The organism is Paenarthrobacter sp. NPDC089322 (genome assembly GCF_040684895.1).
GTDB lineage: Bacteria > Actinomycetota > Actinomycetes > Actinomycetales > Micrococcaceae > Arthrobacter.
The window spans coordinates 66339-91941 of the sequence record NZ_JBFBGW010000006.1; the positions used below are offsets into that span (position 1 = coordinate 66339).

The 25603-nt window shown below is 63.2% G+C and carries 23 protein-coding genes and 1 pseudogene; 12 read left to right on the forward strand and 12 right to left on the reverse strand.

Annotation, left to right across the window (positions count from 1 at the left end):
• Positions 1-154 precede the first annotated feature (154 nt).
• Together AB0N65_RS08640 and AB0N65_RS08645 are read left to right on the forward strand one after the other, a co-directional pair.
• Entirely contained in the window at positions 155-535 is a 381-nt protein-coding gene (locus tag AB0N65_RS08640) for a DUF485 domain-containing protein (RefSeq protein WP_364160134.1), read from the forward strand.
• Positions 536-555: 20 nt separating this feature from the next.
• The gene (locus AB0N65_RS08645; RefSeq protein ID WP_364160378.1) at positions 556-2163 is read left to right on the forward strand and encodes a sodium/solute symporter; all 1608 of its coding nucleotides are present in this window, start codon (positions 556-558) and stop codon (positions 2161-2163) included.
• A 56-nt stretch (positions 2164-2219) separates the two neighbouring features.
• Here AB0N65_RS08645 and AB0N65_RS08650 read toward each other — a convergent pair whose 3' ends face one another.
• The 5 genes from AB0N65_RS08650 to AB0N65_RS08670 form a co-directional block, all read right to left on the reverse strand.
• Positions 2220-3239 carry a PHP domain-containing protein gene (locus AB0N65_RS08650; protein WP_364160136.1) on the reverse strand — a complete coding sequence of 340 codons (1020 nt, stop codon included), beginning with the start codon at positions 3237-3239 and terminating at the stop codon, positions 2220-2222.
• Between the two features lie 76 nt (positions 3240-3315).
• Positions 3316-3927 carry a hypothetical protein gene (locus tag AB0N65_RS08655; protein WP_364160138.1) on the reverse strand — a complete coding sequence of 204 codons (612 nt, stop codon included), beginning with the start codon at positions 3925-3927 and terminating at the stop codon, positions 3316-3318.
• 46 nt (positions 3928-3973) lie between these two features.
• Positions 3974-4381 carry a DUF4383 domain-containing protein gene (locus AB0N65_RS08660; protein ID WP_364160140.1) on the reverse strand — a complete coding sequence of 136 codons (408 nt, stop codon included), beginning with the start codon at positions 4379-4381 and terminating at the stop codon, positions 3974-3976.
• 128 nt (positions 4382-4509) lie between these two features.
• A complete protein-coding gene (locus AB0N65_RS08665; protein WP_364160142.1) occupies positions 4510-5196 on the reverse strand; it encodes a hypothetical protein in 687 nt (228 codons plus the stop codon).
• Positions 5197-5341: 145 nt separating this feature from the next.
• Positions 5342-5812: an Lrp/AsnC family transcriptional regulator gene (locus AB0N65_RS08670; protein WP_364160144.1), complete on the reverse strand. Its 471-nt coding sequence runs from the start codon at positions 5810-5812 to the stop codon at positions 5342-5344.
• 194 nt (positions 5813-6006) lie between these two features.
• Here AB0N65_RS08670 and pdhA point away from each other — a divergent pair, with 194 nt between their 5' ends.
• From pdhA to AB0N65_RS08685, 3 genes are read left to right on the forward strand one after another with little or no spacing between them, the layout of a single operon-like run.
• Positions 6007-7176 (forward strand): pyruvate dehydrogenase (acetyl-transferring) E1 component subunit alpha, encoded by a 1170-nt coding sequence (gene pdhA / locus AB0N65_RS08675; RefSeq protein ID WP_364160146.1) that lies wholly within the window; start codon positions 6007-6009, stop codon positions 7174-7176.
• Positions 7176-8186, forward strand: coding sequence for an alpha-ketoacid dehydrogenase subunit beta (locus tag AB0N65_RS08680; RefSeq protein ID WP_364160148.1), 1011 nt, complete (start codon positions 7176-7178; stop codon positions 8184-8186). The genes pdhA and AB0N65_RS08680 overlap by 1 nt, the downstream gene beginning before the upstream one ends.
• Positions 8183-9607 (forward strand): dihydrolipoamide acetyltransferase family protein, encoded by a 1425-nt coding sequence (locus tag AB0N65_RS08685; protein ID WP_364160150.1) that lies wholly within the window; start codon positions 8183-8185, stop codon positions 9605-9607. The genes AB0N65_RS08680 and AB0N65_RS08685 overlap by 4 nt, the downstream gene beginning before the upstream one ends.
• Positions 9608-9650: 43 nt before the next feature.
• On the opposite strand, the gene AB0N65_RS08690 is transcribed toward AB0N65_RS08685, so the two are convergent.
• The 3 genes and pseudogenes from AB0N65_RS08690 to AB0N65_RS08700 all read right to left on the reverse strand — a co-directional run bounded on the left by AB0N65_RS08690 (position 9651) and on the right by AB0N65_RS08700 (position 13371).
• The gene (locus AB0N65_RS08690; RefSeq protein WP_364160152.1) at positions 9651-10532 is read right to left on the reverse strand and encodes an NAD(P)-dependent oxidoreductase; all 882 of its coding nucleotides are present in this window, start codon (positions 10530-10532) and stop codon (positions 9651-9653) included.
• Between the two features lie 122 nt (positions 10533-10654).
• A pseudogene (locus AB0N65_RS08695) lies at positions 10655-12642 on the reverse strand (DUF222 domain-containing protein).
• A 78-nt stretch (positions 12643-12720) separates the two neighbouring features.
• Positions 12721-13371 (reverse strand): TetR family transcriptional regulator, encoded by a 651-nt coding sequence (locus AB0N65_RS08700; protein ID WP_364160154.1) that lies wholly within the window; start codon positions 13369-13371, stop codon positions 12721-12723.
• A 138-nt stretch (positions 13372-13509) separates the two neighbouring features.
• Between AB0N65_RS08700 and AB0N65_RS08705 the strand changes: the two genes are divergently transcribed.
• The 7 genes from AB0N65_RS08705 to AB0N65_RS08735 all read left to right on the forward strand — a co-directional run bounded on the left by AB0N65_RS08705 (position 13510) and on the right by AB0N65_RS08735 (position 21477).
• Positions 13510-15120, forward strand: coding sequence for a carboxyl transferase domain-containing protein (locus AB0N65_RS08705; RefSeq protein ID WP_364160156.1), 1611 nt, complete (start codon positions 13510-13512; stop codon positions 15118-15120).
• A gap of 2 nt (positions 15121-15122) precedes the next feature.
• Positions 15123-17288 (forward strand): biotin carboxylase N-terminal domain-containing protein, encoded by a 2166-nt coding sequence (locus AB0N65_RS08710; RefSeq protein ID WP_364160158.1) that lies wholly within the window; start codon positions 15123-15125, stop codon positions 17286-17288.
• The gene (locus AB0N65_RS08715; RefSeq protein ID WP_364160160.1) at positions 17285-18466 is read left to right on the forward strand and encodes an acyl-CoA dehydrogenase family protein; all 1182 of its coding nucleotides are present in this window, start codon (positions 17285-17287) and stop codon (positions 18464-18466) included. Before AB0N65_RS08710 ends, AB0N65_RS08715 begins: the two co-directional genes overlap by 4 nt.
• 20 nt (positions 18467-18486) lie before the next feature.
• Positions 18487-19293, forward strand: coding sequence for a CoA transferase subunit A (locus tag AB0N65_RS08720; RefSeq protein ID WP_364160162.1), 807 nt, complete (start codon positions 18487-18489; stop codon positions 19291-19293).
• A 2-nt stretch (positions 19294-19295) separates the two neighbouring features.
• Entirely contained in the window at positions 19296-20048 is a 753-nt protein-coding gene (locus AB0N65_RS08725) for a CoA transferase subunit B (RefSeq protein WP_364160164.1), read from the forward strand.
• Positions 20045-20566: a MaoC family dehydratase gene (locus AB0N65_RS08730; RefSeq protein ID WP_364160166.1), complete on the forward strand. Its 522-nt coding sequence runs from the start codon at positions 20045-20047 to the stop codon at positions 20564-20566. Before AB0N65_RS08725 ends, AB0N65_RS08730 begins: the two co-directional genes overlap by 4 nt.
• A 62-nt stretch (positions 20567-20628) precedes the next feature.
• Positions 20629-21477, forward strand: coding sequence for a CoA ester lyase (locus AB0N65_RS08735; RefSeq protein WP_364160380.1), 849 nt, complete (start codon positions 20629-20631; stop codon positions 21475-21477).
• 49 nt (positions 21478-21526) lie between these two features.
• Here the strand turns inward: AB0N65_RS08735 and AB0N65_RS08740 are convergent, their stop codons facing one another.
• The 4 genes from AB0N65_RS08740 to AB0N65_RS08755 are packed head-to-tail and all read right to left on the reverse strand — an operon-like array spanning position 21527 to position 25572.
• The gene (locus AB0N65_RS08740; protein WP_364160168.1) at positions 21527-22630 is read right to left on the reverse strand and encodes a Gfo/Idh/MocA family oxidoreductase; all 1104 of its coding nucleotides are present in this window, start codon (positions 22628-22630) and stop codon (positions 21527-21529) included.
• Complete coding sequence (locus AB0N65_RS08745) at positions 22615-23316, reverse strand: ThuA domain-containing protein (RefSeq protein ID WP_364160170.1); 702 nt, start codon at positions 23314-23316, stop codon at positions 22615-22617. The genes AB0N65_RS08740 and AB0N65_RS08745 overlap by 16 nt, the downstream gene beginning before the upstream one ends.
• A gap of 50 nt (positions 23317-23366) precedes the next feature.
• Positions 23367-24371 (reverse strand): sugar phosphate isomerase/epimerase family protein, encoded by a 1005-nt coding sequence (locus AB0N65_RS08750; protein WP_364160172.1) that lies wholly within the window; start codon positions 24369-24371, stop codon positions 23367-23369.
• A gap of 10 nt (positions 24372-24381) precedes the next feature.
• A complete protein-coding gene (locus AB0N65_RS08755) occupies positions 24382-25572 on the reverse strand; it encodes a Gfo/Idh/MocA family oxidoreductase (RefSeq protein ID WP_364160174.1) in 1191 nt (396 codons plus the stop codon).
• Positions 25573-25603 lie beyond the last annotated feature (31 nt).

The following is a 25603-nucleotide window of genomic DNA, read 5'->3' on the forward strand; positions in this document are numbered from 1 at the left end:
CCGCGCACAGCACCGTTTGGCGCAGCATCGCAACCGCTGGGCGACGGTGCAGCATGATTCTCTGGAACACCCCCTACGGAGCGTTCGATAGTGATTGCAGTCACATTGGCACGCATGTGGAGCTGGTGTGAACACATCACAATCAGGAGGAACCATGGGTAATGACGCCCAACCCCAGGACACAACGGTGTCTGTGGACTTCCAGGAAGTCCAGCAAACGGAACGGTTCAAGACACTGCGCAGGCGGCACCGCAGTTTTGTTTTCCCGATGGCAGCAGCGTTCCTGCTGTGGTACTTCGCATACGTTCTCCTGGCCGACTACGCGGTCGGCTTCATGTCCATCAAAGTCATGGGCAATATCAACGTCGGCCTGATCCTCGGGCTGCTTCAGTTCGTCACCACCTTCGGTATCACCGCGTGGTACGTGAGCTACTCCAACAGAAAACTTGACCCCATCGCCGCGGAGATCCGGGACGAAATCGAGGGACACGAATTTGATAAGGACGGCAACGTGAGCAGCAGGGCAGCCAGATGATCACCAGTCAGCCAAGCGCCATGGTCCCGGCGGTCAACGTCGCTGCACTCCAGGACAGTACGCTCCTCAACATGGGCATCTTTGCCCTCTTCGTAGCGGTCACCATGGTGATCGTCTTCCGCGCAAGCAGGAACAACAAGACCGCCGCTGACTACTACGCTGCCGGTCGCTCGTTCACAGGATCCCAAAACGGCACGGCCATCGCGGGCGACTATCTGTCCGCAGCGTCGTTCCTCGGGATCACCGGGGCTATTGCCATCAATGGATATGACGGGTTCCTCTATTCGATCGGCTTCCTCGTCGCCTGGCTTGTTGCGCTGCTCCTCGTAGCCGAGCTCCTTCGCAACACCGGCAAGTTCACCATGGCCGACGTCCTGTCGTTCCGGCTGCGCCAGCGACCGGTCCGGATCGCGGCGGCACTGTCCACGCTCGCAGTGTGCTTCTTCTACCTCCTTGCCCAAATGGCAGGGGCGGGATCCCTGATCTCGCTTCTGTTGGGAATCAGCGACTGGGGCGGACAAGCGTTGGTGATCATCGTCGTCGGCGCCCTCATGATCATGTACGTCCTCATTGGCGGCATGAAGGGCACCACATGGGTGCAGATCATCAAAGCCGTGCTGCTGATTGCCGGTGCCGCGGTCATGACAGCGTGGGTGCTCGCCATCTATGGCTTCAACCTGTCCAGCCTGCTCGGATCTGCGGCCGAAGCCGCCAACAACCCGGCCGTCCTCAACCCCGGCCTGCAGTATGGCAAGACCGAAACATCAAAGCTCGACTTCATGTCGCTCGGCCTGGCACTCGTGCTCGGCACCGCAGCCCTCCCGCACGTGCTGATGCGCTTCTACACGGTCCCCACAGCCAAGGAAGCACGCAAGTCGGTGGTGTGGTCCATCTGGCTGATCGGCCTGTTCTACCTGTTCACCCTGGTACTGGGTTACGGCGCTGCAGCCCTGGTTGGCGCGGAAACCATCAAATCCGCTCCGGGCGGCGTCAATTCCGCCGCGCCTCTCCTCGCCTTCCACCTTGGCGGGCCACTGCTCCTGGGCTTCATTTCAGCTGTCGCATTCGCCACCATCCTCGCTGTCGTGGCGGGCCTCACCATCACGGCGGCAGCTTCCTTCGCCCACGATATCTACGCGAACGTTATTTCGAAGGGGAAAGCCGATGCCACCACCGAGGTCAAAGTGGCACGGCGCACGGTAGTCGTGATTGGTATCCTCGCCATCCTCGGAGGCATCCTCGCGAACGGCCAGAACGTGGCCTTCCTCGTAGCGCTCGCCTTCGCGGTCGCAGCGTCCGCGAACCTGCCGACAATTGTCTATTCCCTGTTCTGGCGCAAGTTCACAACCCAAGGCGCCGTCTGGAGCATGTACGGCGGGCTGGCCTCGGCGATCCTGCTGATCACCTTCTCCCCGGTGGTGTCCGGTGCCAAGACGTCCATGATCCAGGGAGCCAACTTTGCGTTCTTCCCGCTGAGCAACCCCGGGATTGTCTCCATCCCGCTGGCCTTCTTCCTCGGCTGGCTCGGCACGGTCCTGGACAAGCGGCGTGAAGATGCTGCCAAGCAGGCCGAGATGGAAGTCCGTTCGCTGACCGGCGTAGGGGCGGAAAAGGCGGTGGACCACTAGCCATGCACGGGCAGGGGCCCTTCGTGCCGCGAGGCAGGAGGGGCCCGTTGCTATGCTCACTTTTTCAAACTCAGCCACTCCTTCAACTGCTCCAGGGGCCAGGTGGTCACAATCCGCTCTTTCGGAACCCCCATGGCCTCGGCACGTTCGGCACCGTATTGGAGGAAATCGAGTTGTCCTGGCGCATGGGCGTCGCTGTCAATACTGAAGAGGCAGCCGGCGTCGAGGGCCATCTTGATCAACGTGTCCGGCGGATCCTGCCGCTCCGGACGTGAATTGATTTCGACGGCGACACCCCACTCGGCGCACTCGGTGAACACCTTCGCGGCGTCAAACTCGGACTCCGGCCTTGTGCCGCGCGAGCCCTGGACCAGCCGCCCCGTGCAATGGCCAAGCACATTGGTGTGGGGATCCCGGATGCCGCCCAGCATCCTCTTGGTCATGGTCTTCTTGTCCGCGCGGAGCTTCGAATGGACGCTTGCCACCACTACATCCAGGCGGTCCAGCATCTCGGGGCTCTGGTCAAGGGTTCCGTCTTCCAGGATGTCCACTTCGATGCCCTTCAACAGCGTGAAACCGTCGTGCAGGGCATTGAGTCCGTCTACCACGGCAAGCTGCTTGTCCAGGCGTTCGGCGCTCAGTCCATTGGCGATCTGCAGGTTGGGGGAGTGGTCGGTGAGGGCGATGTAGTCCCTGCCGAGGGTGCGGGCCGCTGCCACCATGGTTTCGATGGGCGAGCCGCCGTCAGACCAGTTGCTGTGGCTGTGAAGGTCTCCGCGCAATGCCGTCCGAAGAGTGTGTCCCCCTGAAGCCAGGGCTTCACTGCCGCGTTCTCGAAGAGCCGCAAGGTACTCCGGCACCCGGTCCTCGAGCGCCTGCGCGATTACCTCGGCGCTCCTGCTGCCGACGCCTTTCAGGCTCGTGATCCTGCCGGTGCGGACCAGCCGGGGTAACTCTTCGGGCGGAAGCTGCCGCACGGCGTCGGCCGCCTTCCGGAAGGCCTGGACCTTGAAGGAGGGGGCCTGGCCGCGTTCCAGCCAAAAGGAAATTTCTTCGAGCGCCTCAACAGGATCCATGGCTCCATGATCCACGAACCCGGCGCACCATCAACAGTGGGCTGTGCTGACGGCGCGCCGGTTCGGGCCGGTCCACCTAGTGGTGGTGGCTTTGGGAAGGTGCCCGGGTGCCTGGTTCTGCGGGAACTTGTTCGGCCGGAACCTGGCTGTGCTCCCCATGGGGAACGGCGTGCTGGCCCGCCATCGACGCGGCCAGGCCCGGCGTGGCAACCGAAGCAACAACGACGGCGGCTCCGAACGCGGCTGCCAGAAGCCGCCCGGTCCTTGGCTGGCCGTGGGCGCCGCCGTCGTTGGTCTTTCGTTGCCGCCTCAGCCAGCCGGCTCCGGCTAGCGCCATGAGCGTAAGGCCAAGGGCGGCGAGGTGGCTGATTTCCAGCGATCGTTGAGCGGCAGACGCACCTGCCGTCAGTGCCGCAAGGTGCGCGGTGGCCGCTGCTGCCAAGGCGGGAAGGACGAGCCGTGTAAGGATGAGCCGGTTCCGGTGGAGGCCCCACAACGACCACGTGAGGAAGGCTAGTCCCGCTGCGAGGGCCGCAACTCCGGCGGGTAGCTGACCGTCTCCGGAAAGGTAACCCGCAGCGAGGGACAGGTCCACCATGGAGGCGGCCATCGCCGCGAAATAGACGAACAGCAGTGCTGCTGCGTACAGCGTAGGATGCTGCCTTCCGGATGATTGCAGTGCAGTCACAGTGCCAACCCCCTCGTTCGGTTGTCCGGTCGCGGTCCTTGGTGAATCAGGCGCGGGCGGCGGCTACTGCTGCCTTGTCCTGGGACAATGCGACGCCCAACAGGACCACAGCGCTTGCGAGGTGCAGGACGTTGTCCGGGCCGTTCAGGGCGATGATGTTCAGCGAGGTTCCCACGAGGAAGAGTCCGAGGATGCCCACCAGCAGGTACACGCCGCCCACGGCCGTGTTGACGGACTTGGACAATGTGACGCTGTTCAGGCCGGCGTAGAGGAGTGCGGCACCAATGGCCAGGTGGATGACGTTGTGCAGGGGGTTCACCGCGAAGATGATCAGGGTGGCACCCTCGGTGGCGAAGAACCCGGTTCCTGAGGTGACGAAGAATCCGAGCACGCCTACCAACAGGTACACGGCTCCGAAGATGGTGGCGATCAGGCGATTGGGCGAAGTACGCATGGTCCGAACCTTTCGGTGCTGGCCGGGCTTGCCGGCCTCCTTGTGAAGCCCCGGGTGGGGCTTTCAAGGAGTGATTCGGATCAGGCGTTGGGGTGGATGGGTGGAAATCCGACTATTCTTTCCTGCGGTCAGGGGCGGAGCCGGATGCTGCTCATTTTGAGGTCGTTGGTGCCCTCGAATACGTACTTAAGGTCGATGTTCCTGCCGTCGCATTGCAGGGTTCCTGCGATGTCAGCCTTGTTGTTGCCGTTCTCGGAGTTCACGCTGACCGAGTTGTAGTTCGGCTTGCACGAGTCGTCGAGCTCCAGGCTGGCTATTCCGTCGACGAACGACTCCTTATCAAGTTCATCTTTCAGGGCCTGGTGGAGGTAGTTGTCATAGGCCTCCTCCGTTTGTCCGGCAATCACCAGGTTGGTGAATTCATCTGCCAGGGACCTCGCCTTGGACGTCGAGTTGCCCACGACGTTGACGAGTACCAGGACGCCTACAACGGCAAGGACGATCACGCCGGCCACGATGCTCAACACGATCCAAAGCACCTTCTTGCTCTTGGCAGCGGGCGGGAGTTGTTGCCCGTACTGGCCGGGCGGGTACTGTCCGGGAGCGTATTGACCCGGCGCGTATTGACCTGATGGGTACTGGCCCGGTGCCTGCTGGTTGTGGAGATAGGGGTCCCGGGGAGCGGACGACGGCGGCTGTTGCCACTGCGGTGGCGTTCCGTCTTGTTGGGGGTACCCGGGGCCCGGTGGTACCGGTGGCGGGTACTGGCCTGGTTGGTTCTGGTCGTGGCCCGAGGGTTCCTGCGGGTTGCTCACTGTATTGCCCCTTTCGGCAGCCTGCGCCAGCGCCACCCGTTTGCCGGGAACCTCTGGCCGGCCCCCGATGCGTCCACCTGCATCAAATCGTATCCCTGTGGATGTGTACAGCCGCAGGGACTAAAGAGCTGGAGCACACGGCGGGTCAGGCGTCTGAATGTCGTCCGAGCAGCGGCTGCACGCGGTAGGGAATCATTTCCCGCATGGCCAGCGCCGTGTCCGTGCGGTCCACGCCGTCGCAGGCAAGGATCTTGCCGTTGATGCGGTACAGGTCCTCGGCATCCAAGGCGACTACCCGCAACAGCAGATCGGCCGAGCCCGTCAGGCCGAAGCCTTCAAGGATTTCCGGGATATCAGCCAGGTCCTGCGCCAGGGAAGCGAGTTTCTGCTGTTGGACGTGGACGGTAATGAAGGCCGTGAGCGGGTAGCCGAGGGCGACGGGGTTAATGCGCCGTTCGAAGGAGAGGAATGCATGCTTCTTCTCCAGCTGAGCCATCCGGGCCTGCACCGTGTTCCGCGAAAGCCCCAGTTCTTGGGCGAGGGCCACCACAGTGCCACGGGGATCCTTCGCCATGGCGGAGAGGAGCCTGGTGTCAGTGCCATCCAAGGGTTGCATAATGCGCAAGATTAGCACGGGCAGGCCAGCTGGAACATGGCAAAATGCTCAACTTTTTGCAAGGTAGTTGTACGTCATGCGTCTTGTGAGTAGGGTCACAATTAACTCGGGCGAAGAAGCCGGAGGGCCGGTCTGCGGTTGGACCACAAGTCCAGCAAGGGCCGACGAAACTAGCCGGAAGGTCGCGATCACCTGTGTTGACGGATAAGGCGGGCAAGGGAGTGCAGCACAACGCTCCGGGCCCCGGACAAAGTGCACAAAATCCCCTGCGTACCGGGGGCAATCTGCTCCAATTGGTGTCGCCGGAAGGCGAACGGATCAGCCACCCGGAATTCGATGAATGGGTCAAGGATGTCGGCGATGAACAATTGGGCTCCTTGTTCGAGGACATGGTTGTCATCCGGCGAATTGATGCAGAAGCCACCGCCCTGCAGCGCCAAGGCGAACTGGCCCTGTGGCCCCCGCTCCTGGGACAGGAAGCTGCGCAAATAGGTTCCAGCCGATCTTTGAGGGATGACGACTTCGTCTTTCCCAGCTACCGGGAAAGCGGCGTGGCCTACGTCCGCGGTGCACACCTCGCCGAGATCGCGAAGGTGTGGCGCGGCAACGCCCTCTACAGCTGGGACCCGCAGCGCATCAACATGGCCACCCCGCAAATCATCATCGGTTCCCAAAGCCTGCATGCGACCGGCTATGGGATGGGCGTCCAGCTCGATGGCGCCAGCACCGCGGTCCTGACCTACTTTGGCGACGGTGCCACGAGCGAAGGCGATGTGAATGAAGCCATGGTCTTCGCCGCCAGTTTCCAGGCTCCAGTGGTCTTCTTTTGCCAGAACAACCATTGGGCCATCTCTGAACCCGTCCGTGTCCAGTCTCACGTCCAGCTGGCCGACCGACCTACAGGCTTCGGCATTCCCAGCATGCGCGTTGACGGCAACGACGTGCTCGCGGTCATGGCTGCAACCCGATTGGCTTTGGACAGGGCGAGGAAAGGTGGTGGACCCACCTTCATCGAAGCCGTCACGTATCGCATGGGCCCCCACACCACAGCGGATGACCCCACCCGTTACCGCGACCCCAACGAGTTGGAGGACTGGGCTGCCAAGGACCCGATTCTTCGGATCCGCAGGCTCCTGCAAGCCAAAGGCCTCCTCACGGATGAATTGGAAGCAAGGGTCAAAGCCAAGGCGGACGCCGTGGCAGCGGAACTCCGCAGCAGCTGCATCAACATGCCGGACCCGCAGCCGCTGGACGTTTTCAACCATGTGTACAGCACGCCAAACCCCTGGATTGAACGCCAAAAGGATCACTATTCGCGCTACCTGAGCAGTTTCAACGAACCCGTCGAGGAAGGTGCACTCTGATGTCCAAGCTCACGTTTGCCCGTGCCATCAACGCCGGCCTCCGCAAGGCACTCGACAACGATCCCAAGGTAGTACTTATCGGCGAGGACATTGGTTCGCTGGGCGGTGTCTTCCGTGTCACGGACGGCCTGCAGAAGGACTTCGGAAAGCACCGCGTTATCGATTCCCCGCTCGCCGAGTCCGGGATCATCGGCACAGCGGTGGGTCTGGCCTACCGGGGATACCGCCCGGTGTGCGAGATCCAGTTCGACGGATTCGTCTATCCGGCCTTCGACCAGATCGTCAGCCAGGTTGCGAAGATGCACTACCGCACGCAGGGGCGTGTGAAGATGCCCATCACCATCCGAATCCCGTTCGGCGGCGGCATCGGTTCCCCTGAGCACCATTCGGAATCTCCCGAGGCCTACTTCACGCACACCTCCGGCCTTCGTGTGGTTGCAGTATCAAACCCGCAGGACGCCTACACAATGATCCAGCAGGCCATAGCCTCGGACGATCCCGTGCTTTATTTCGAGCCCAAACGCAGGTACCACGACAAAGGCGACGTCGACGAGTCGATCGATCTCACCGCGGCCCTGCCCTTGGATAAGGCTGCGATCGTCAACGCGGGCTCCGACGTGACGCTCGTGGCGTACGGTCCGCTCGTCAAGACCGCCAGGGACGCCGCGCAAGCCGCCGCGGACGAAGGCATCTCCGTGGAAGTCATCGATCTACGCTCACTGGCACCCGTCGACTACCCGGTGGTCGAGGCCTCCGTCCGCAAGACCGGCCGCCTGGTCATCACGCACGAAGCCGCCCAGTCCGGTGGACTGGGCGCGGAAGTCGCGGCCAGCATCACGGAACGCTGCTTCAACTACCTGGAATACGCGCCGGTCCGGATCACGGGCTTCGATGTGCCGTACCCCTACTCGAAAGTCGAGATGCATCATTTGCCTGACCTGGACAGGATTTTGGATGGCGTGGACCGTGCCCTGGGGCGCAGGAACTCGCTGAGTGGACTGGAAGGATGACCGCCACCATGATCAAGGAATTCAGGCTGCCGGACCTTGGCGAAGGCCTGACCGAGTCCGAAATCCTGAGCTGGAAAGTGGCAGTGGGGGACACGGTGACCCTCAACCAGGTCATCGCCGAGGTGGAGACGGCCAAAGCCGTGGTGGAACTGCCTTCACCGTTCACCGGGGTGGTGGCTGCGTTGCACGAGCAGCCCGGTACAGTCGTCGAGGTAGGCAAGCCCATCGTCTCCTTCGAAGTGGACGACGCCGGCCCTTCCGCCCGGGAGCAGTCACCTGACGCTGGCGTGGGGACAGCCGCCGGTGAGGTTACCGCCGCTGGCGGGGCTCCCGCCGTCGAGCCTCAACCGGAGACAGTGGAGCGCAAGGCAAGCGAGGCAGCGAAACCCGCGCAACGGGAACCCAACCTCGTCGGCTACGGAGCAGTCCTCGAAGATACCGGACGGCCGACCCGGCGCGCACGTGCCCAAGCGGCAGCAGAACAAACGACCGGTGCCGCCCAGGCCGTCCCGGAGCCAGCGGTCCAAGCTGGCGGGCAGCCGGCAACCGAGCGGCCACGCTCCACCCCGCCTGTTCGCAAGCTGGCCCGGGACCTGGGCATCGACCTGCACTTGGTTCCGGGCACTGGTCCCGCGGGGCTCATCACCCGTGAAGATGTGCAGAACTACACCCGCACGGACACCGCGGCCGCATCCTCACCAGCGGCGCCGCAGCAGGGTGAACGTGAAACGCGAACACCGATCAAGGGCGTCCGTAAGTTCACGGCAGCAGCCATGGTCCAAAGCGCGTTCACCGCTCCGCACGTCACGGAGTTCCTGACGGTCGATGTCACGGCGACCATGGACCTGTTGGCGCGCCTCAAGGGCAACAAGGCGTTCGAAGGCTACAAGCTCACCCCGCTCACCATCGCGGCGAAGGCGCTCCTCATTGCGCTGCGAAACAACCCAACGCTCAACTCGCGCTGGGATGAAGAGGCCCAGGAGATCATCCAGTACAACTACGTCAACTTGGGAATCGCCGCGGCAACGCCCCGGGGACTCACAGTGCCGAACATCAAGGACGCGGACAGGTTGTCGCTCCGGGAACTGGCGACGGCGCTCGCGGACCTCACCGACACCGCGCGCGCCGGCAAGACGGCGCCAAGCGACCTCTCGGGAGGCACGATCTCGATCACCAATATCGGGGTGTTCGGGATCGATGCCGGGACGCCCATCCTGAATCCGGGTGAGGCGGCCATCGTGGCCTTGGGCGCTGTGCGGAAGGCGCCGTGGGTGGTTGACGACGAGCTTGCCGTCCGGCAGGTCATGTCGCTGAGCCTGTCCTTCGATCACCGCTTGGTCGATGGCGAGCAGGGTTCCCGCTTCCTGTCGGACCTGGGCGCCATTCTCGCCGACCCCGCCATGGTCATGACCATGGTTTAGGCCGGGTTGGCCTGCCCGGGACATCGGGCAGGCCAAGCCTGGTTCAGTCTTCCGTTGGTGTGGTCCGGTTTGAATGGACGTGCCGCCAACTGTGTTCGGGCTCGAAGGCGAGCAGCCTCCGGGCCTTGTCAATGGACAGCATCGTTTCGTGCAGGCCCAGTTCCTTGAGGACTTCGACGCCGGGAAAGACTTCCGCTGCGAGTTCGGCGCTGCTGCGGCTCATCACGGTGTCCGCGGCGGCGATGATGAAAGCCTCGAAGCCCGATACGCCGTGCTCCAGGGCCCGGACCACAGCCTGGGCGCCGTCACGTGCGTCGATGTAGCCCCACAGATTCCACTTGCGCAGCGCCGGGTCAGAGTCGAAGGACGGGAAAGCATCGTAGTCTTCGGGATCCATGACGTTGGAAAAGCGCAGGGCGGTGATGCTCAGCTCCGGATCCCAGCGCGTGAACTGGATGGCCATCTGCTCTTCCAAGTGCTTCACCAAGGAATACGTGCTCTCCGGGCGGGCGGGATACTCCTCATCCACGGGAATGTACGGTGGGTCGATGTCGAAAGGGAGTCCGAGGACTGTCTCACTGGAAGCGTAGACCACCTTCTTGATGCCTGCCCTGCGTGCGGCCTGGAAGACGTTGTAGGTAGAGAGCATGTTGTTCTCGAAGATGGCGGCGTCCGGCGCGAGTCCCGGAGCGGGGATCGCTGCCAGATGCACGATCGCATCGAGCCCGCCGTGCTGGTCGTCCAAGCCGAGGATGACGTCAAGGACCTGGCCGTAATTGCGGAGGTCAACGTTCACGTAACCGCGCCCCCTCGTGCCCACGCGGTCCACATTGAGAACCTGGTGTCCGTCCTGCGTCAGGCGCCGGATGACACTGCGGCCAAGTTTTCCGCTTCCTCCGGTAACGGCAATCCTGTTAGTGTGCACCTTCGCTCCTTATAGTGGCTGGATCGTCCCGTGATACGTTGCCGGTTTCTGCCCGGGTCCGGGGTTTTCAGCCTAAGTGGCACAGCAGCTGAGCACAGCCCCTAAGGCAGGCTCTGTCAGTCCTAGGAAAACTGGAACGCCAGGGCTTGGCGATGTGAGTGCGCGCAACCTGCTTGCAGCGAGCCACCCCCGGTCCCTAGGTTTTGAGGGGTGTGTGGTGTGGGGTCGATGTGGGGTGGTGGGACGAACCAGGGGACACCTGTTGTCATGTCGATGGTCCATTGTTCTTTGTGGATGACGTGGTGGTGGTGTGAGCAGAGGAGGGTGCCGTTGTCGGTGCTGGTGGTGCCGCCGTTGGACCAGTAGGTGATGTGGTGGGCTTCGCACCAGGGTGCAGGGAGGGTGCAGTCGGGGAAGGTGCAGCCTTGGTCGCGGGCGTTGAGGGCTTGGCGGATATGGGGTGGGAAGATCCGGGTGGTTCGCCCGACATCCAGGATGCGGGATTCGCTGTTGAGCAGCACAGGCAGGACATCGGCGTCGCAGGCGATTTTGCGGATGGTGTTGGGGTGGATGGGGCCGGTGAAGGTTGCGGTGGCGGTGCCTGGCAGGCGGGACCCGCCGGACAGCTGTGTGGCGCCTGTTCCGGGGGTGGTGGTTTGTGTGAGTTGGTTGTAGAGGTCAAGGTGGTCGATGGTGACCATGACTTGCGGTTTGAGTCCGCCGTTGGCGGGAAGTTCTCCGGTGGCCAAGGCCAGCGAGCAGCCGCCGACCAGACCGTCGAGGAGTTTCTGCGCCCGGGAGCGCCGGTCCAGGTCCGGGCCGGTTGACCCGGCGGGGACGGCCGTGCCGCTGCTTGTTGCGCTAGCTGCTTCCTCAGTCTGGCCGCACCTGCCGGCGTTTCTGGTTTCGTCGTCGCGGGTGGTGCCCTGGAGTCGGGGGTTTGTGGCGGTGTTCATGATGGTGGTGAGGGTCTCGAATTGTTCGTTGGTGGCGAAGATTTCGATGCGGTGCAGGCCGTGGCGGCGTTTGCGGATGAAGGCGCCTTGGAGTTGGCGGAGGATTTCTTCGGTGGGTTCGGGACCGTCTTGGTCGATGGCGTCGGTCCAGCGTTGGGCCATTTTGGTGACGAAGTCGGGGTCGGATTCGATCGCGGTGCGGTCTTGGTGAGGGCTTGTTCCATGCGGCTGAGGGTGTCCTCGTCGGTCAGGAGCCGCACTTTGTCCAGGGCGATGCTGATGATGGTCGCCGACCGGGACGGGACCTGCGCCGTTTCGACGGCGTCGGCCAGCATCTTCCGGCGCGGCGGGAGGTGTTGACCGGCGATGCCGGTGCCGGGCAGGACTTCGGGGGCCAGGGCGAGCCTTCGTCGGGCTTCCCCGATGCCGATCCGCAACCGAGCGCGCAGGAACTCTGCCGCGTTCCGGGACCCGTCATCCACCATTGCAGCCACATTCCCCCTGACCGCGCCGGCCGCGTCCGCACCAGCCGCTGTGCCCGGCTCAGTCCAGCCAGTCCGCCATTCCGTCCCGGGCGACGAGGGCTGTGCCTGCCGGGCTTCGCGCCGGGATCGTTCCACGGCCTGCGCCGCGACCACTTGCAGGTACTCGAGAGTCCGGGAGATATCCTCCACCTTGTCAGCGAAATCCGCCGCTTCAACCAGATCAAACAAGGCAGCCTCGGCGACAACAGACAGCCGTGCGGAGTCCAGTAGAGCAGCGCCGTAGTCTAGAAGCGCCGCCACGCCCCGTCCGGCAGCTGAAACAGGTTCCGGCCTTTTGGTGTCGAAACGTCCGAAGGGCTGAACAGAGTCCGCTCCATGACCGGTCCCCGGCACGCACCCTGGTTCCGGGATCGAGCCGGCACGGTGAGCCGGAGCGTCTGCCCTCTCCATGTCTGTGTCTGCTGAAGTCCGGGTGAGGGTGGCGGGGCCGTTGAACGATCCGGCGCCGTGGAAGTGGTCGATGGCGGCGAACCGCGCCGTCCCGCCGTTGAAACCAGCCTTGACCAAGTGCGGCTTGCTCACGTGTGGCCGTGTCCGGACCGCTGCCAGTGCAGCAACAGCAGGGGACGATGCCGCCCACGATGCTGTCGCCTGACCCTGATCTTCCATGAACACATCATTTCACCGGGGTCCGACATTATTGGCTGGAAAGGGAAGAGCCGCTCCCGCCTCGCGGAAATCAAGTAATTAAGTTGAGGTCAGCGCCGCCAACGCCATCTGCTCCAAGATGGGTCGCGCGGACTTCACTGCTATTTTGCGGCCGTGGTGCCGTACCGAGTGCGGCGTCGAGTTGATCAGGCCAAACGCCGCATGCGCCCGCACCCGAAGTTCCGTGGGGTCGGTTTCCTTGTGGATGTCTCCCAGTACCTCCACCCATGTTTCCACGTAACTGCGCTGGAGGGACCTGACTTCGGCCTGGTCCGCCTCTGTAAGGCTTGAAAAATCCCTGTCCTGCACCCGGATCACGTCCGGGTTGCTCAGAGCGAAATGTACATGGAACCGCACCAGTCCCCGTAGGGCTTCCCGTGCGTCGGCAGCTCCGGAAACAACATCGCGCCCGCCGCTCAGGAGATCCCGGCTCACGCTGAGGAGGAGTTCGCCCAAAACCGCTTGCTTGCCGGGAAAATGGCGATAAACCGCTGGTCCGCTGACTCCGGCGGCGGCGCCAAGCTCCTCGAGGGAAACCTTGCTGTATCCGTTTTCGGCGAATAACCCGGCCGCTGCGGCGAGCAACGCCTTCCGACGGAGTTCCTTGGCCTGGCTTCGCTGCGTTCCGCCTGTGCGCGCTTCTGCCGTGGTGGTCGCATCTGCCGTGGTGGTTTGGGGGCCTCCGGTCACAGTCTCCTCCTCATGCGCACCCCTGCGTTGGACGGTCAATGCTGTGTGCTGGACATCACAGTTAATACAGACTAACCTAAATTTCAGTTACATGGCACTAACCGAAATGGCCTTGGGGCAGGAATGGATCAGTGGTCAATGGAGACAATCACCAGCGTGTCAGGACCCCGGAGCGACACCTTTGACGTTAACGAGGAAAGCCAGTTGGCCCTCGTCCGGGACCTCAAGGACCGCCTGGCCAAAGCAGCCCTCGGAGGCCCGGCGAAATCGAGGGAGCGGCACCTCGCCCGAGGCAAACTGCTGCCGCGGGAGCGGATTGATTTCCTGCTGGACGAAGGGAGTCCGTTCCTGGAGATCGCGCCCCTCGCCGCCAACGGAATGTACAACGACGATTCTCCCGGCGCCGGTGTGATCGCGGGCATCGGTTTGGTGCATGGAAGGCACGTCCTGGTCATTTCGAACGATGCCACGGTCAAAGGCGGCACGTACTACCCCATGACGGTCAAGAAGCACCTCCGGGCCCAGGAGATCGCGCTCGAGAACAAACTTCCGTGCATCTACCTTGTGGATTCCGGGGGAGCATTCCTGCCGAAGCAGGACGAAGTTTTTCCGGACAGGGAGCACTTTGGCCGGATCTTCTACAACCAGGCACGCATGTCCGCGGCAAGGATCCCGCAGATCGCGTCCGTGATGGGTTCATGCACAGCCGGAGGCGCCTACGTCCCGGCCATGAGCGACGAGACCGTGATCGTGCGCAACCAAGGGACCATTTTCCTTGGCGGCCCGCCTCTCGTGAAAGCCGCGATTGGCGAAATCGTCACCGCGGAAGAGCTGGGCGGCGGCGACGTTCACTCACGGATTTCGGGTGTCACCGACCACTTGGCAGAGAACGACCAGCATGCGCTGGAAATCGTACGGGATATCGTGTCCACGCTTCCCAAGCCGGCCCCGCCGGCGTGGGACGTTCGGGATGTCGTGCTGCCACCCGTCGTCGACCCTTCCGGCATCTACGGCGTGGTCCCCACGGACGTCAACGCCCAATACGATGTCCGCGAGGTGATCGCGAGGCTCGTCGACGGCTCCGAGTTCCACGAATTCAAGAAGAACTACGGCACCACCCTGGTGACCGGTTTCGCCCACCTGCACGGACACCCGGTAGGGATCGTGGCGAACAACGGCGTGCTGTTCAGCGAGTCATCCCTTAAAGGCGCGCACTTCATAGAACTCTGCGATCAGCGCGGCATCCCGTTGGTCTTCCTGCAGAACCTCTCCGGTTTCATGGTGGGCAAGGACTACGAACAAGGAGGCATCGCCAAGAACGGCGCCAAGATGGTTACAGCCGTCGCCACAGCACGGGTGCCCAAATTAACGGTGATTATCGGGGGAAGCTTTGGCGCAGGCAACTACTCCATGTGCGGCCGCGCCTACTCGCCGCGTTTTCTCTGGATGTGGCCTGCAGCCCGGATCTCCGTGATGGGCGGCAACCAGGCGTCCAGCGTCCTGGCAACAGTGAAGCGGGAGCAATTCGAAGCCGCAGGCCAGGAATGGTCGGCCGAGGAGGAAGAAGCTTTCAAAGCCCCCATCCGGCAACAGTACGAGGACCAGGGGAGTCCCTACTACTCCACTGCCAGGCTATGGGACGACGGCATCATCGACCCCGCGGACACCCGCCGGGTTCTTGGCCTGGCCCTGGACGTCGTCAGCCGCCAGCAACTGCCCGGGACCGCCTTCGGCCTCTTCAGGATGTGACCATGACCCTGCAAACCACTAGCACAGCCCCCACAAGCACAGCGGCGCAACGTCCCTTCAACGCAGTCCTCGTGGCCAACAGGGGCGAGATCGCGTGCCGCGTCATCCGAACCCTGAGGGATATGGGTATCCGCTCCATCGCCGTCTACTCGGACGTGGACAAGAACGCCAAGCACGTCGCGCTTGCAGATACCGCAGTGGCCATCGGCGGAACGGCGCCGGCGGACAGCTATTTGAAAATCGAGTCCATCATCGACGCCTGCCGGCGCAGCGGTGCCGAGGCTGTCCACCCGGGCTACGGATTCCTTGCAGAAAACGTTGAGTTCGCAAAAGCCTTGGACGCGGCAGGAATCACGTTCATCGGCCCCGGCATTGACGCCATTGAGGTCATGGGTGACAAAATCCGGTCCAAGAACCACGTCATGGGTTTCAACGTTCCCTGTGTTCCCGGTGTCGCCAAGCCCGGACTCACGGATGTCGAACTCATTGACGCAGCAGCCGGCGTCGGCTTTCCCCTGCTCATCAAACCGTCCGCCGGCGGCGGCGGCAAGGGAATGCATGTGGTGGAATCGCCCGAGGATATGTCCGCCGCGCTGGAAGCCGCACGCCGCGTGGCAGCCTCCGCATTCGGCGACGACACCCTGTTCCTTGAGCGGCTCATCCGCTCGCCGCGGCACATCGAGGTTCAGGTCCTCGCGGACAACCACGGAAACGTCATCCACCTCGGCGAGCGCGAATGCTCCCTGCAACGCCGCCACCAAAAAGTGATCGAGGAAGCTCCCTCGGCACTCTTCGAAACCCTGGCGGACGGTGCCGACGAGCGGTCGCGTATCGGTGAAGCCGCCTGCAACGCGGCACGATCGGTCAACTACAGCGGGGCAGGCACGGTTGAATTCCTGGTGTCCGATGAACATCCTGATGAGTTCTTCTTCATGGAGATGAACACCCGCCTCCAAGTGGAACACCCTGTCACGGAAATGGTTACCGGCATCGACCTCGTCGAATGGCAGGTGAGGATCGCCGCCGGTGAGGTGCTCACCGTGGCGCAGTCCGACGTCGTACTCCATGGCCACGCGGTGGAAGCGAGGGTCTACGCGGAAGTTCCCGAGCGCAACTTCATGCCCTCCATGGGACGCATCGTGGCGCTTGCCGAGCACGGTACCGGGGACCCGGCCGCACCACCCCGAAATGTCCGGATCGACTCAGCCATGCGGGAAGGCCTGGACGTGACCGGAGACTACGATCCCATGCTCGGCAAGGTCATCGCCTGGGGCCGGGACCGCGCCGAAGCGCTGGACACACTGGACGCGGCCTTAGGGGAGTACACACTGCTGGGGATTGACACGAACGTCGAATACCTGCGCTTGCTGATCAACGAACCCGAGGTTCGCGACGGCCGGCTGGATACAGGCCTGATTGAACGCAGGCTGCCGTCCATGGAGTTCAGGCGCATCGGCCGAAACGAACTGATCACCGCAGCCGTCGTTCTGTGGTTGGAGCGTTCCGGACCTGGCGGACATGGGGCCACTCTTGCCGGAGACGCATGGCGGGTGCCCGATTCCTGGCGCATAGGCGGGCGCGGTGCATGGACGGTCACGCTCGGCTTGCCCGGCGGTGACAGCTGCACTGTCCGCCTCACCGAGGACGCCGGCAGGGTCACGGCAGTCGTCGACGGCGGTGGCCTGCCTGGTGCGGAGGCGAAAGTCCGCGTCGTGGACAGAAGCGAAAGCGGCATAGAGCTGGAGATCGACGGCGGAACGGTCGCGTACGCGGTGGGCATGGCGGACGGGGTAATCCACCTGGGAAACGGTGGGTGGTCGTGTCGACTCGAGCTCCTCGGACGCGCGGAACGCCTGCGGAGGATGCTGGCCGCCATCGAACGGGAAGAAGGGGCGGCGGACCCGGAGGTGCGATCGCCGATGCCAGGAACGGTGGTATCCGTGGCGGTGGCCGACGGAGACCCGGTCCACGAGGGCCAAGTGCTCCTTGCAGTCGAGGCCATGAAGATGGAGCACCAATTGGTGGCGTCCGTCTCCGGAACCGTCCACCTGACCAGCAAACCCGGCGATCTGGTCAAAGCCGACCAGGTGCTCGCCACCATCCACGTTTCCGACACCGCGGAAGAACCGGCGGCCGGAGACACCGAAGACAAGGAACCCCTGCCATGAGCACTTTTGAATCCGCCAACACCTACGGCCTGACGGAGGAGTACCAGGACCTTAGCGACTCCGTCCGTGAGTTCGCCGACGAAGTGGTTGCTCCCGTCTCCGCCAAACACGACGAAGAACACAGCTTCCCGTACGAGGTAGTCAAACAGATGGGGGAGATGGGGCTCTTCGGGCTTCCCTTCCCTGAGGAGTACGGCGGCATGGGAGGTGACTACTTCGCGCTCGCGTTGGCGTTGGAACAGCTCGGACGCGTGGACCAGTCTGTTGCCATCACCCTCGAAGCCGGTGTGTCGTTGGGTGCCATGCCTGTGTACCGCTTCGGCACCGAGGAACAGAAGCAGGAGTGGTTGCCGCAGTTGGCGTCCGGCCGGTCTTTGGCCGGCTTCGGCCTTACCGAGCGGGAGGCCGGTTCCGATGCCGGAGGCACCAAAACCCACGCCCGCCTTGAAGGCGGCGAGTGGGTGATCAACGGCAACAAGGAGTTCATCACAAACTCCGGCACGGACATCACTACCCTGGTGACAGTCACGGCCGTCACAGGCAAGCAGGAGAACGCCGACGGCAGTACCAAAAAGGAGATCTCCACCATCCTTGTGCCCACGGACACGCCCGGTTTCAAGGCCGAAAAGCCGTACAACAAGGTGGGCTGGAACGCCTCGGACACGCACCCCCTGACCCTGGACAATGTCCGCGTGCCCGAAGCCAACCTGCTGGGCGAGCGCGGACGGGGCTATGCGAACTTCCTGTCCATCCTGGACGAGGGCCGGATTGCCATCGCGGCCCTGGCCACTGGTGCTGCGCAGGGATGCGTGGATCTTTCCGTCAAGTACGCCAAGGAACGGACCACTTTCGGGCTGAACATCGGCAAGTACCAGGCCATCCAGTTCAAGATCGCCCGGATGCAGGCGAGGGCCCACACTGCCCGTCTCGCCTACTACGACGCCGCGACAAGGATGCTGGCCGGCAAGCCGTTCAAGACGGAAGCGGCCATCGCTAAGATGGTCGCAGGCGAGGCAGCCATGGATAACGCGCGGGACGCCACCCAGGTGTTCGGCGGCTATGGCTTCATCAATGAATTCACGGTGGCACGCCACTACCGCGACTCCAAGATCCTTGAAGTCGGGGAAGGGACCACTGAGGTCCAGTTGATGCTCATCGCCCGCGAGCTGGGTCTGTAACCGCAGGGGAAGGATCAAGGATGATTGACAAGGTTGTTGCCAGCGCCGCGGAAGCGGTGAAGGACATCCCGGACGGTGCCTCGCTCGCCGTCGGAGGCTTTGGCTTATGCGGTATCCCTGTCTCCTTGATCGAAGCGCTCCACAGCCAAGGCACCACGGACCTGGAGACGGTCAGTAATAACTGCGGCGTGGATGACTGGGGCCTGGGAATCCTCCTCAAGGATGGCCGGATCCGCCGGACCATCAGCTCATATGTGGGCGAGAACAAGGAGTTCGCGCGCCAGTACCTGGCCGGCGAGTTGGAGGTAGTCCTCACTCCGCAGGGCACCCTCGCTGAAAAGCTCCGCGCCGGCGGTGCGGGCATACCTGCCTTCTACACAAAGGCCGGTGTGGGAACCCAGGTGTCCGAAGGTGGCCTTCCGCAAAAGTACGACGCCGAAGGGAATGTTGCGCTGGCGTCCTCGCCCAAGGAGGTGCGCACCTTCAACGACGCCGACTACGTGTTGGAGGAATCGCTGACACCTGATTTTGGGCTGGTCCATGCGTGGAAGGGTGACCGCCATGGCAACCTGGTCTTCCATGCGGCGGCCATGAACTTCAACCCGCTCTGCGCCATGGCTGCCAGGACCACCATCGCCGAGGTTGAAGAACTCGTCGAAACCGGTGAGCTGGACCCCGAACACATCCACACTCCGGGCATCTTCGTGCAGCGGGTGGTGGTTGCGCCGACTCTCGAGAAGCGGATCGAGAAACGGACGGTATCACTGACGGCGTCTTCGACGACCCCCAATACCAGCGGGCAGAGCGTCGACCAGGTAGGAGGCTAACCATGGAATCAGACCGTCTTCAGGACATTCCGCCCCGTCCGGAAGCCGTTCGGCACGAATACCGCCGTGCCGACGTCGAACATCATGAAGCCAAAGGCTGGACCCGCAACGAACTGGCCGCCCGCGTGGCCCGGGAACTCACCAACGGGCAGTACGTCAACCTGGGTATCGGTATGCCCACCCTGATCCCCAACTACATTCCCGCAGGCGTGGAAGTCATCCTCCATTCCGAAAACGGCATCCTCGGCGTCGGGCCGTACCCGGCGGAGGACCAGGTTGATCCGGACCTGATCAATGCCGGTAAGGAAACGGTCACCACCAACGCCGGCGCGGCCTTCTTTGATTCAGCATCGTCCTTCGGCATGATCAGGGGCGGGCACGTGGATGTCGCAGTCCTGGGCGCCATGGAAGTGGCCGCCAATGGAGACCTCGCCAACTGGATGATTCCCGGCAAGATGGTCAAAGGCATGGGGGGAGCGATGGACCTGGTGTTCGGCGCCAAGAAAGTGATCGTGATGATGGAACACGTGGATCGCAACGGCAGGCCCAAGATCGTACAGGAATGCTCCCTTCCGCTCACGGGCAAGGGGTGCGTGGACCGGATCATCACTGATCTTGCGGTCATGGACGTCGTCAAGGACGAAGGCCGGCCACGGCTCGTCCTGCGTGAGCTCGCGCCCAATGTGACGTTGGATGATGTGGTTGCTGCGACCGGCGCTGAGCTGTTCGAAGAAGACCAGGAACTCACCGTATGAGTGCCCCGGCCGATGTTTCATCCGGGGCCGGCCAGCCGCGCGTCGTAGAGCAGCGCGGCCTCTATTTCGACGAACTGGAAGAGGGCGTGATTTACGCGCACAAGCCCGGGCGAACCGTGACGGAGGCAGATAACGTCCTGTTCACCACCTTGACCATGAACACCCAGGCTTTGCATTTGGATGCCGCATGGAGTTCGGCGCAGCCGTTCGGACAGCGCCTCATGAACTCCATGTTCACCTTGTCCACCATGGTGGGACAGTCGGTGACCCAACTGACGCAAGGCACCATCGTCGCCCAGCTGGGCCTGAGCGATGTCACCTTTCCACACCCGCTGTACCACGGGGATACGCTGTACACGGAAACGGTGATCAGCGGCAAAAGATTGTCGTCGTCCCGCCCCGGCCAGGGCGTGGTGACCATGCAGCACACCGGCCGGAACCAGGACGGCGTGGTCGTGGCGCTTGCCACCCGTACTTGCCTGATGTGGACCAAGGAAGCGCACTCCGCTCAGTCTTAGTCTTTCGTTTCGTCATTTGTCCAGTACCAGCAGCAAGGACCTTCATGCCCTCTCCCGACGTCATGCCATTCACCATGGGACCGGCGCTCTTGTTCTGCCCGGCCGACCGTCCGGAACGCTTTGGCAAGGCCGCGGAACGATCGGATGCTGTCATCCTCGACCTTGAAGATGCGGTGGCTCCGGCGGACAAGCAGCGTGCCCGGAGAGCTATCCTCGCGCAGGTGGGATCCGGCGGCGATACTGCTGAACTGGACCCGAGCCGAACCATTATCCGGGTAAATCCCGTCGGATCGGCGGAGTTCGAGAAGGACCTTCACAGCCTGGCGCACACGCCTTACCGCACGGTCATGCTGGCAAAGGCGGAGAGCGCCGGCCAGTTGAAAGCCCTGGAGGGCTACCGCGTGATCGCACTTTGTGAGACTGCCGCGGGTATCGTCAATGCCCCAGCTATCGCCACCGAACCGAACGTCGTGGCCCTGATGTGGGGAGCGGAGGACCTCTTGGCTTCCTTGGGCGGGCTCTCCAGCAGGAACGACGACGGCGGGTACCGGGCTGTCGCGCTCCACGCACGTTCCGCTGTACTGCTTGCTGCCAAGGCCGCAGGCAAGGAAGCCATTGACGCCGTGTACGTCAACATTCCTGACCTCGAAGGACTCGCCGCCGAATCCCTCGATGCTGTGGCCAGCGGCTTCGGTGCCAAAGCGTGCATCCACCCCGGCCAGGCCGCGGCCGTGCGGGAGGCCTACGCCCCGGCACCCGAAGCCGTGGCCGAAGCCGCCGAATTGCTGGACGCAGCGTCGGCGGCCGGCACGGGTGTCTTCCAGTTCAAGGGCAAAATGATCGACGGGCCAATCCTCAAACACGCCGAAACCGTAGTGCGGCGCGCCCGGGACGCGCGAGATGGCATTTAATGCCAATGTTTTGGGGAAACACTGTCATCAAATGCCATCTCGGCGGGTCTTAGGCGCGTACCGTCGTCGCGAGTTCCGTTAGCGGGACAGCCGATGGGCGACGGGCGGTGCTCTTGATGGACACAGCCTGTCCGGTCCTGGCGGACTCCAACACGGACTCCATGACCTCCAAGGCATGGAAAGCCAGTTCGCCACCCGCGCGGGGTTCTTCTCCGGCAGGCGTGGCCGCTAGATCGGCGATGCCGAAGCCCCGGCCCGAGTCAACGTAGCCGGCCGAGGCAGGGATCGTTTCCCAGTCCTCCGCGCCGAGGGCAAACAACTGCACGTCGCCGTTGAAGTGGTTGGGATCCGGAACCGCCAACGAGCCCTTCTCACCGTGAATCTCGATGTTGGAGCTCTTGGTCTTCACGGCATCGAAGCTCATGAACAGGGTGGACAGCGCTCCTGAGGCGTGAACCAGGACGCCAGTGACGTGCGAATCGATCTCCACCGGAACCTTCTGGCCTTCGCGCGGGCCGGAGCCGATGGTGCGCTCATTCCGGGTGTGGCTCGCGGCGCCCACCACGGAGACCACGGGGCCCAGGAGAGTGACCAACGCCGAGACGTAGTAGGGGCCCATGTCCAAAAGCGGTCCGCCGCCGGGTTGGTAGTAGAAGTCCGGGTTCGGATGCCAGCGTTCGTGTCCCGGAGTTGCCATAGTGGCCGTGGCGGAGATCGGCGCTCCGATGAGGTCGTCGTCGATTGCTTTCCGGGCAGTTTGGATGCCGGTGCCGAGGACCGTGTCCGGGGCGCAGCCCACCACAACGCCGGCGGACTTGGCGGCGTCGAGCACCTGCCGGGCTTCCTCTGTTGTCGCGGCCAGAGGTTTCTCGCCGTACACGGACTTGCCCGCAGCGATCGCCTTCAGGGCGATGTCGGCATGGGCTGCGGGGATCGTCAGGTTAAGAACCAGGTCGACGTCGTTCGCTTCAAGCAGCCCGTCCACGGTCAGGGCCCGGACCCCTTCATACGAGTCGGCAACGGCTTGGGCCCTGGCGGGGTCGAGGTCCGCCACGGCTACCAGGTCGATTGAGTCGAGCCGACGGAAGTTGGTGAGGTACTGCTCGACGATCTTGCCGCAGCCGACGATTCCAACGTTTAGCGGCTTGCCCACAGCATGCCCCTTTCAATAATGGTGCGGACGTTGCTGTCCTGAAGTACCTCCACGCGATGGCCGGGAGTGCAGACGAAGATCTTGCCGCGGCCCCACAGCCTGGTCCAGATGGCGGGTGAAGTAACTTCCCGATGCCAGGGATCCCATTCGCGCACCTTCTGGGTGGTGGTGGCAAGGACGTCGATATAGTCGTCGGCAAGGACCCAGTACTGTTCGGTGACGAGGTCAAAGTCGGACAATCCCTTGGTAATCGGGTGGTCAGCGGCAGCCGACAGCATGTTCACGGTGTACGGAACATAGTTGTCGGACTGCTCTCCGATCCGCTCATCGGGGTGTTTGCCCGGATGGCATGCGAACTGTCCGCCGATCAGGTGCAGGTAGTCGGAATTGTTGCGGTACGAGTCTGCGATGCCACCGTGCCAGCCGGCCAGCCCGGTGCCGTTTTCGACGGCGGCGCGGAGCCCCTCGAACTCGTCTTTTTCGATGGTGGACATCGTCATGCACTGTACGACCAGGTCGAGCGTCGCCATGTACTCCGCGTCGGCGTAGATCTTGGGTGATTCCTCTATCCGGACCTCGTAGCCGTTGGCCTTCAAGTAGGGGATGAAGAGTTCGGTGGCCTCCACGGGCTGATGTCCGTCCCAGCCGCCGCGCACCACCAGGGCGCGTTTGTTGTTGCTTGTCATGGTTTCCTTCAGTTCGGGGCGTATCCGTTGTGGCTTGTTCGTTGTGGTGCTTACCGTGTGGCGAAGGCGGCATCGAAAGCCGCCGCGGGCGGCCGGATGGCTGCCAGGTCCTTGACCATGGCGAGTGCCTGCGGCGCTCCGATCAGCCGGTCCATGCCGGCGTCTTCCCATTCGATGCTGGTGGGGCCGTCATAGCCGATCGAGTTCAAGGTGCGGAAGATCGGTTCCCACTGGACGTCACCGTGTCCGGCAGTGACAAAGTCCCATCCGCGGCGCGGATCGGCCCACGGCAAATGGGAGCCGAGTCGACCGTTCCTCCCATTCAGCTGGCGCACGGATTCCTTCACATGGACGTGGAAGATCTTGTCCGCGAAGTCCTGCAGGAACATCACGGGGTCCAGGTCCTGCCACATAAAGTGCGACGGGTCGAAATTCAACCCGAAGACGTCCCGGTGGCCGATCGCTTCCAACGTGCGCTTGGCGGTCCAGTAGTCGTAGGCGATTTCGGAGGGGTGGACTTCCAGTGCGAAGCGCACACCTTCGTCGTCGAACACGTCCAGGATGGGGTTCCACCGGTCCACGAAGTCCTGGTAGCCGCGGTCAATCATTGCCTCCGACGCCGGAGGGAACATTGCTACGCACTTCCAGATGGAAGACCCGGTGAAACCCGTAACGGTGCTGGCCCCCAGTCTGGCAGCGGCCCGGGCCGTGGTTTTCATCGCTTCCGCGGCACGCTGCCGGACGCCTTCGGCGTCGCCATCGCCCCAGACATCAGGGGAGAGGATGTCCCGGTGGCGTTCGTCGATGGGGTCGTCGCAGACTGCCTGCCCCGTCAGGTGATTGGCGATTGCGTGGACGGACAGATGGTGTTTGTCCAGGATGTCGAGTTTGTTCCGCAGGTAGGTGTCGTCTTCGACGATGCGCTGCGGATCCAGGTGGTCTCCCCAGCAGGCGATTTCCAGGCCGTCAAAGCCCCATTCGCCTGCCAGTCGCGCCACTTCTTCAAACGGCAGGTCGGCCCACTGGCCGGTGAACAGAGTGATGGGTCGTGTCATGATGTCTCCTTCAGACGTTCTGCCAGCGGCTGTATTGGGCGGCGCTGGTCTCGACGGCGGCCAGCACCTTCTGGACCTGAAGGGCATCAGCGAACGACGGCGAGGGCTGCTCGCCTGCGCCGATGGCGTTGACCAAGTCCACCACCTGATGAGTGAAACCGTGCTCGTACCCCAGGCCATGGCCGGTGGGCCACCAGTTGCCCGTGTAGGGGTGGGACGGTTCGGTGACCATAATCTTGCGGAAGCCCGCGTCGGGTTCAAGCGAAGCATCGTAGAACTGCAGGGAATTCATGTCCTCGAAGTCGAAGGCCACCGAACCCTTGGTGCCGTTCAGTTCCAGTCGCATTGCGTTCTTGCGGCCCAGCGCGAAGCGGGTTGCTTCGAAGATGCCGACGGGACCAGTGCCGCCGTCGTTCTTTCCACTGAAGCGGGCAGTGAACAACGCGGCGTCATCAACAGTGACCGGGCCCTTGGGCCCGTCCGGGCCGCCGTGGCCGCCAAGTCCCACGAAGTCGCCACCCACCGGTCGCTCCTTGACGAAGGTTTCCATCAAGGCGGAGACTCCGGTGATGTTTTGTCCGGTGATCCACTGGGCTGCATCGATACTGTGGGCGCCGATGTCGCCGAGGGAGCCCGAACCCGACTTGGACTTATCAAGGCGCCAAGTGAGGGGAGCATCGGCATCCGAGAGCCAGTCCTGAAGGTACTGCGCACGGACGTGCCGGATGTCGCCCAGCCGGCCTTCGTCAACCATCCGTTTGGCCAATGCGAGGGCGGGGGTGCGGCGGTAGCTGAAGCCGCACATGGACAGTACTCCCCGCGCCGCTGCTGCCTGAGCCACGAGCGTCATCTTTTCGGCTTCCTCCACGGAGTTGGCCAGCGGCTTTTCGCACAGGACATGCTTGCCCGCTTCAAGGGCTGCGATGGCAATATCGGCGTGGGTGTTGCCTGGCGTGCATATATCGATGAGGTCGATGTCGTCGCGCTCGATCAGGGCGCGCCAGTCCGTTTCCACGGATTCCCAACCGTACTTGGCTGCCGCTGCCCGGACTCCTTCTTCATTCCGGCCCGCCACCGCGGTGAGCTGCGGCGCCAAGGGCAGGTCGAAGAAGCGCGGCGCGGTGCGCCATGCGTGGGAGTGGGCAGCGCCCATGAAGGCGTAACCGACCATCCCTACGCGGAGCGGTTTCTGTTGCGTCATCTGTGAGTCCTTTCTACTTGCCGAATCCGGC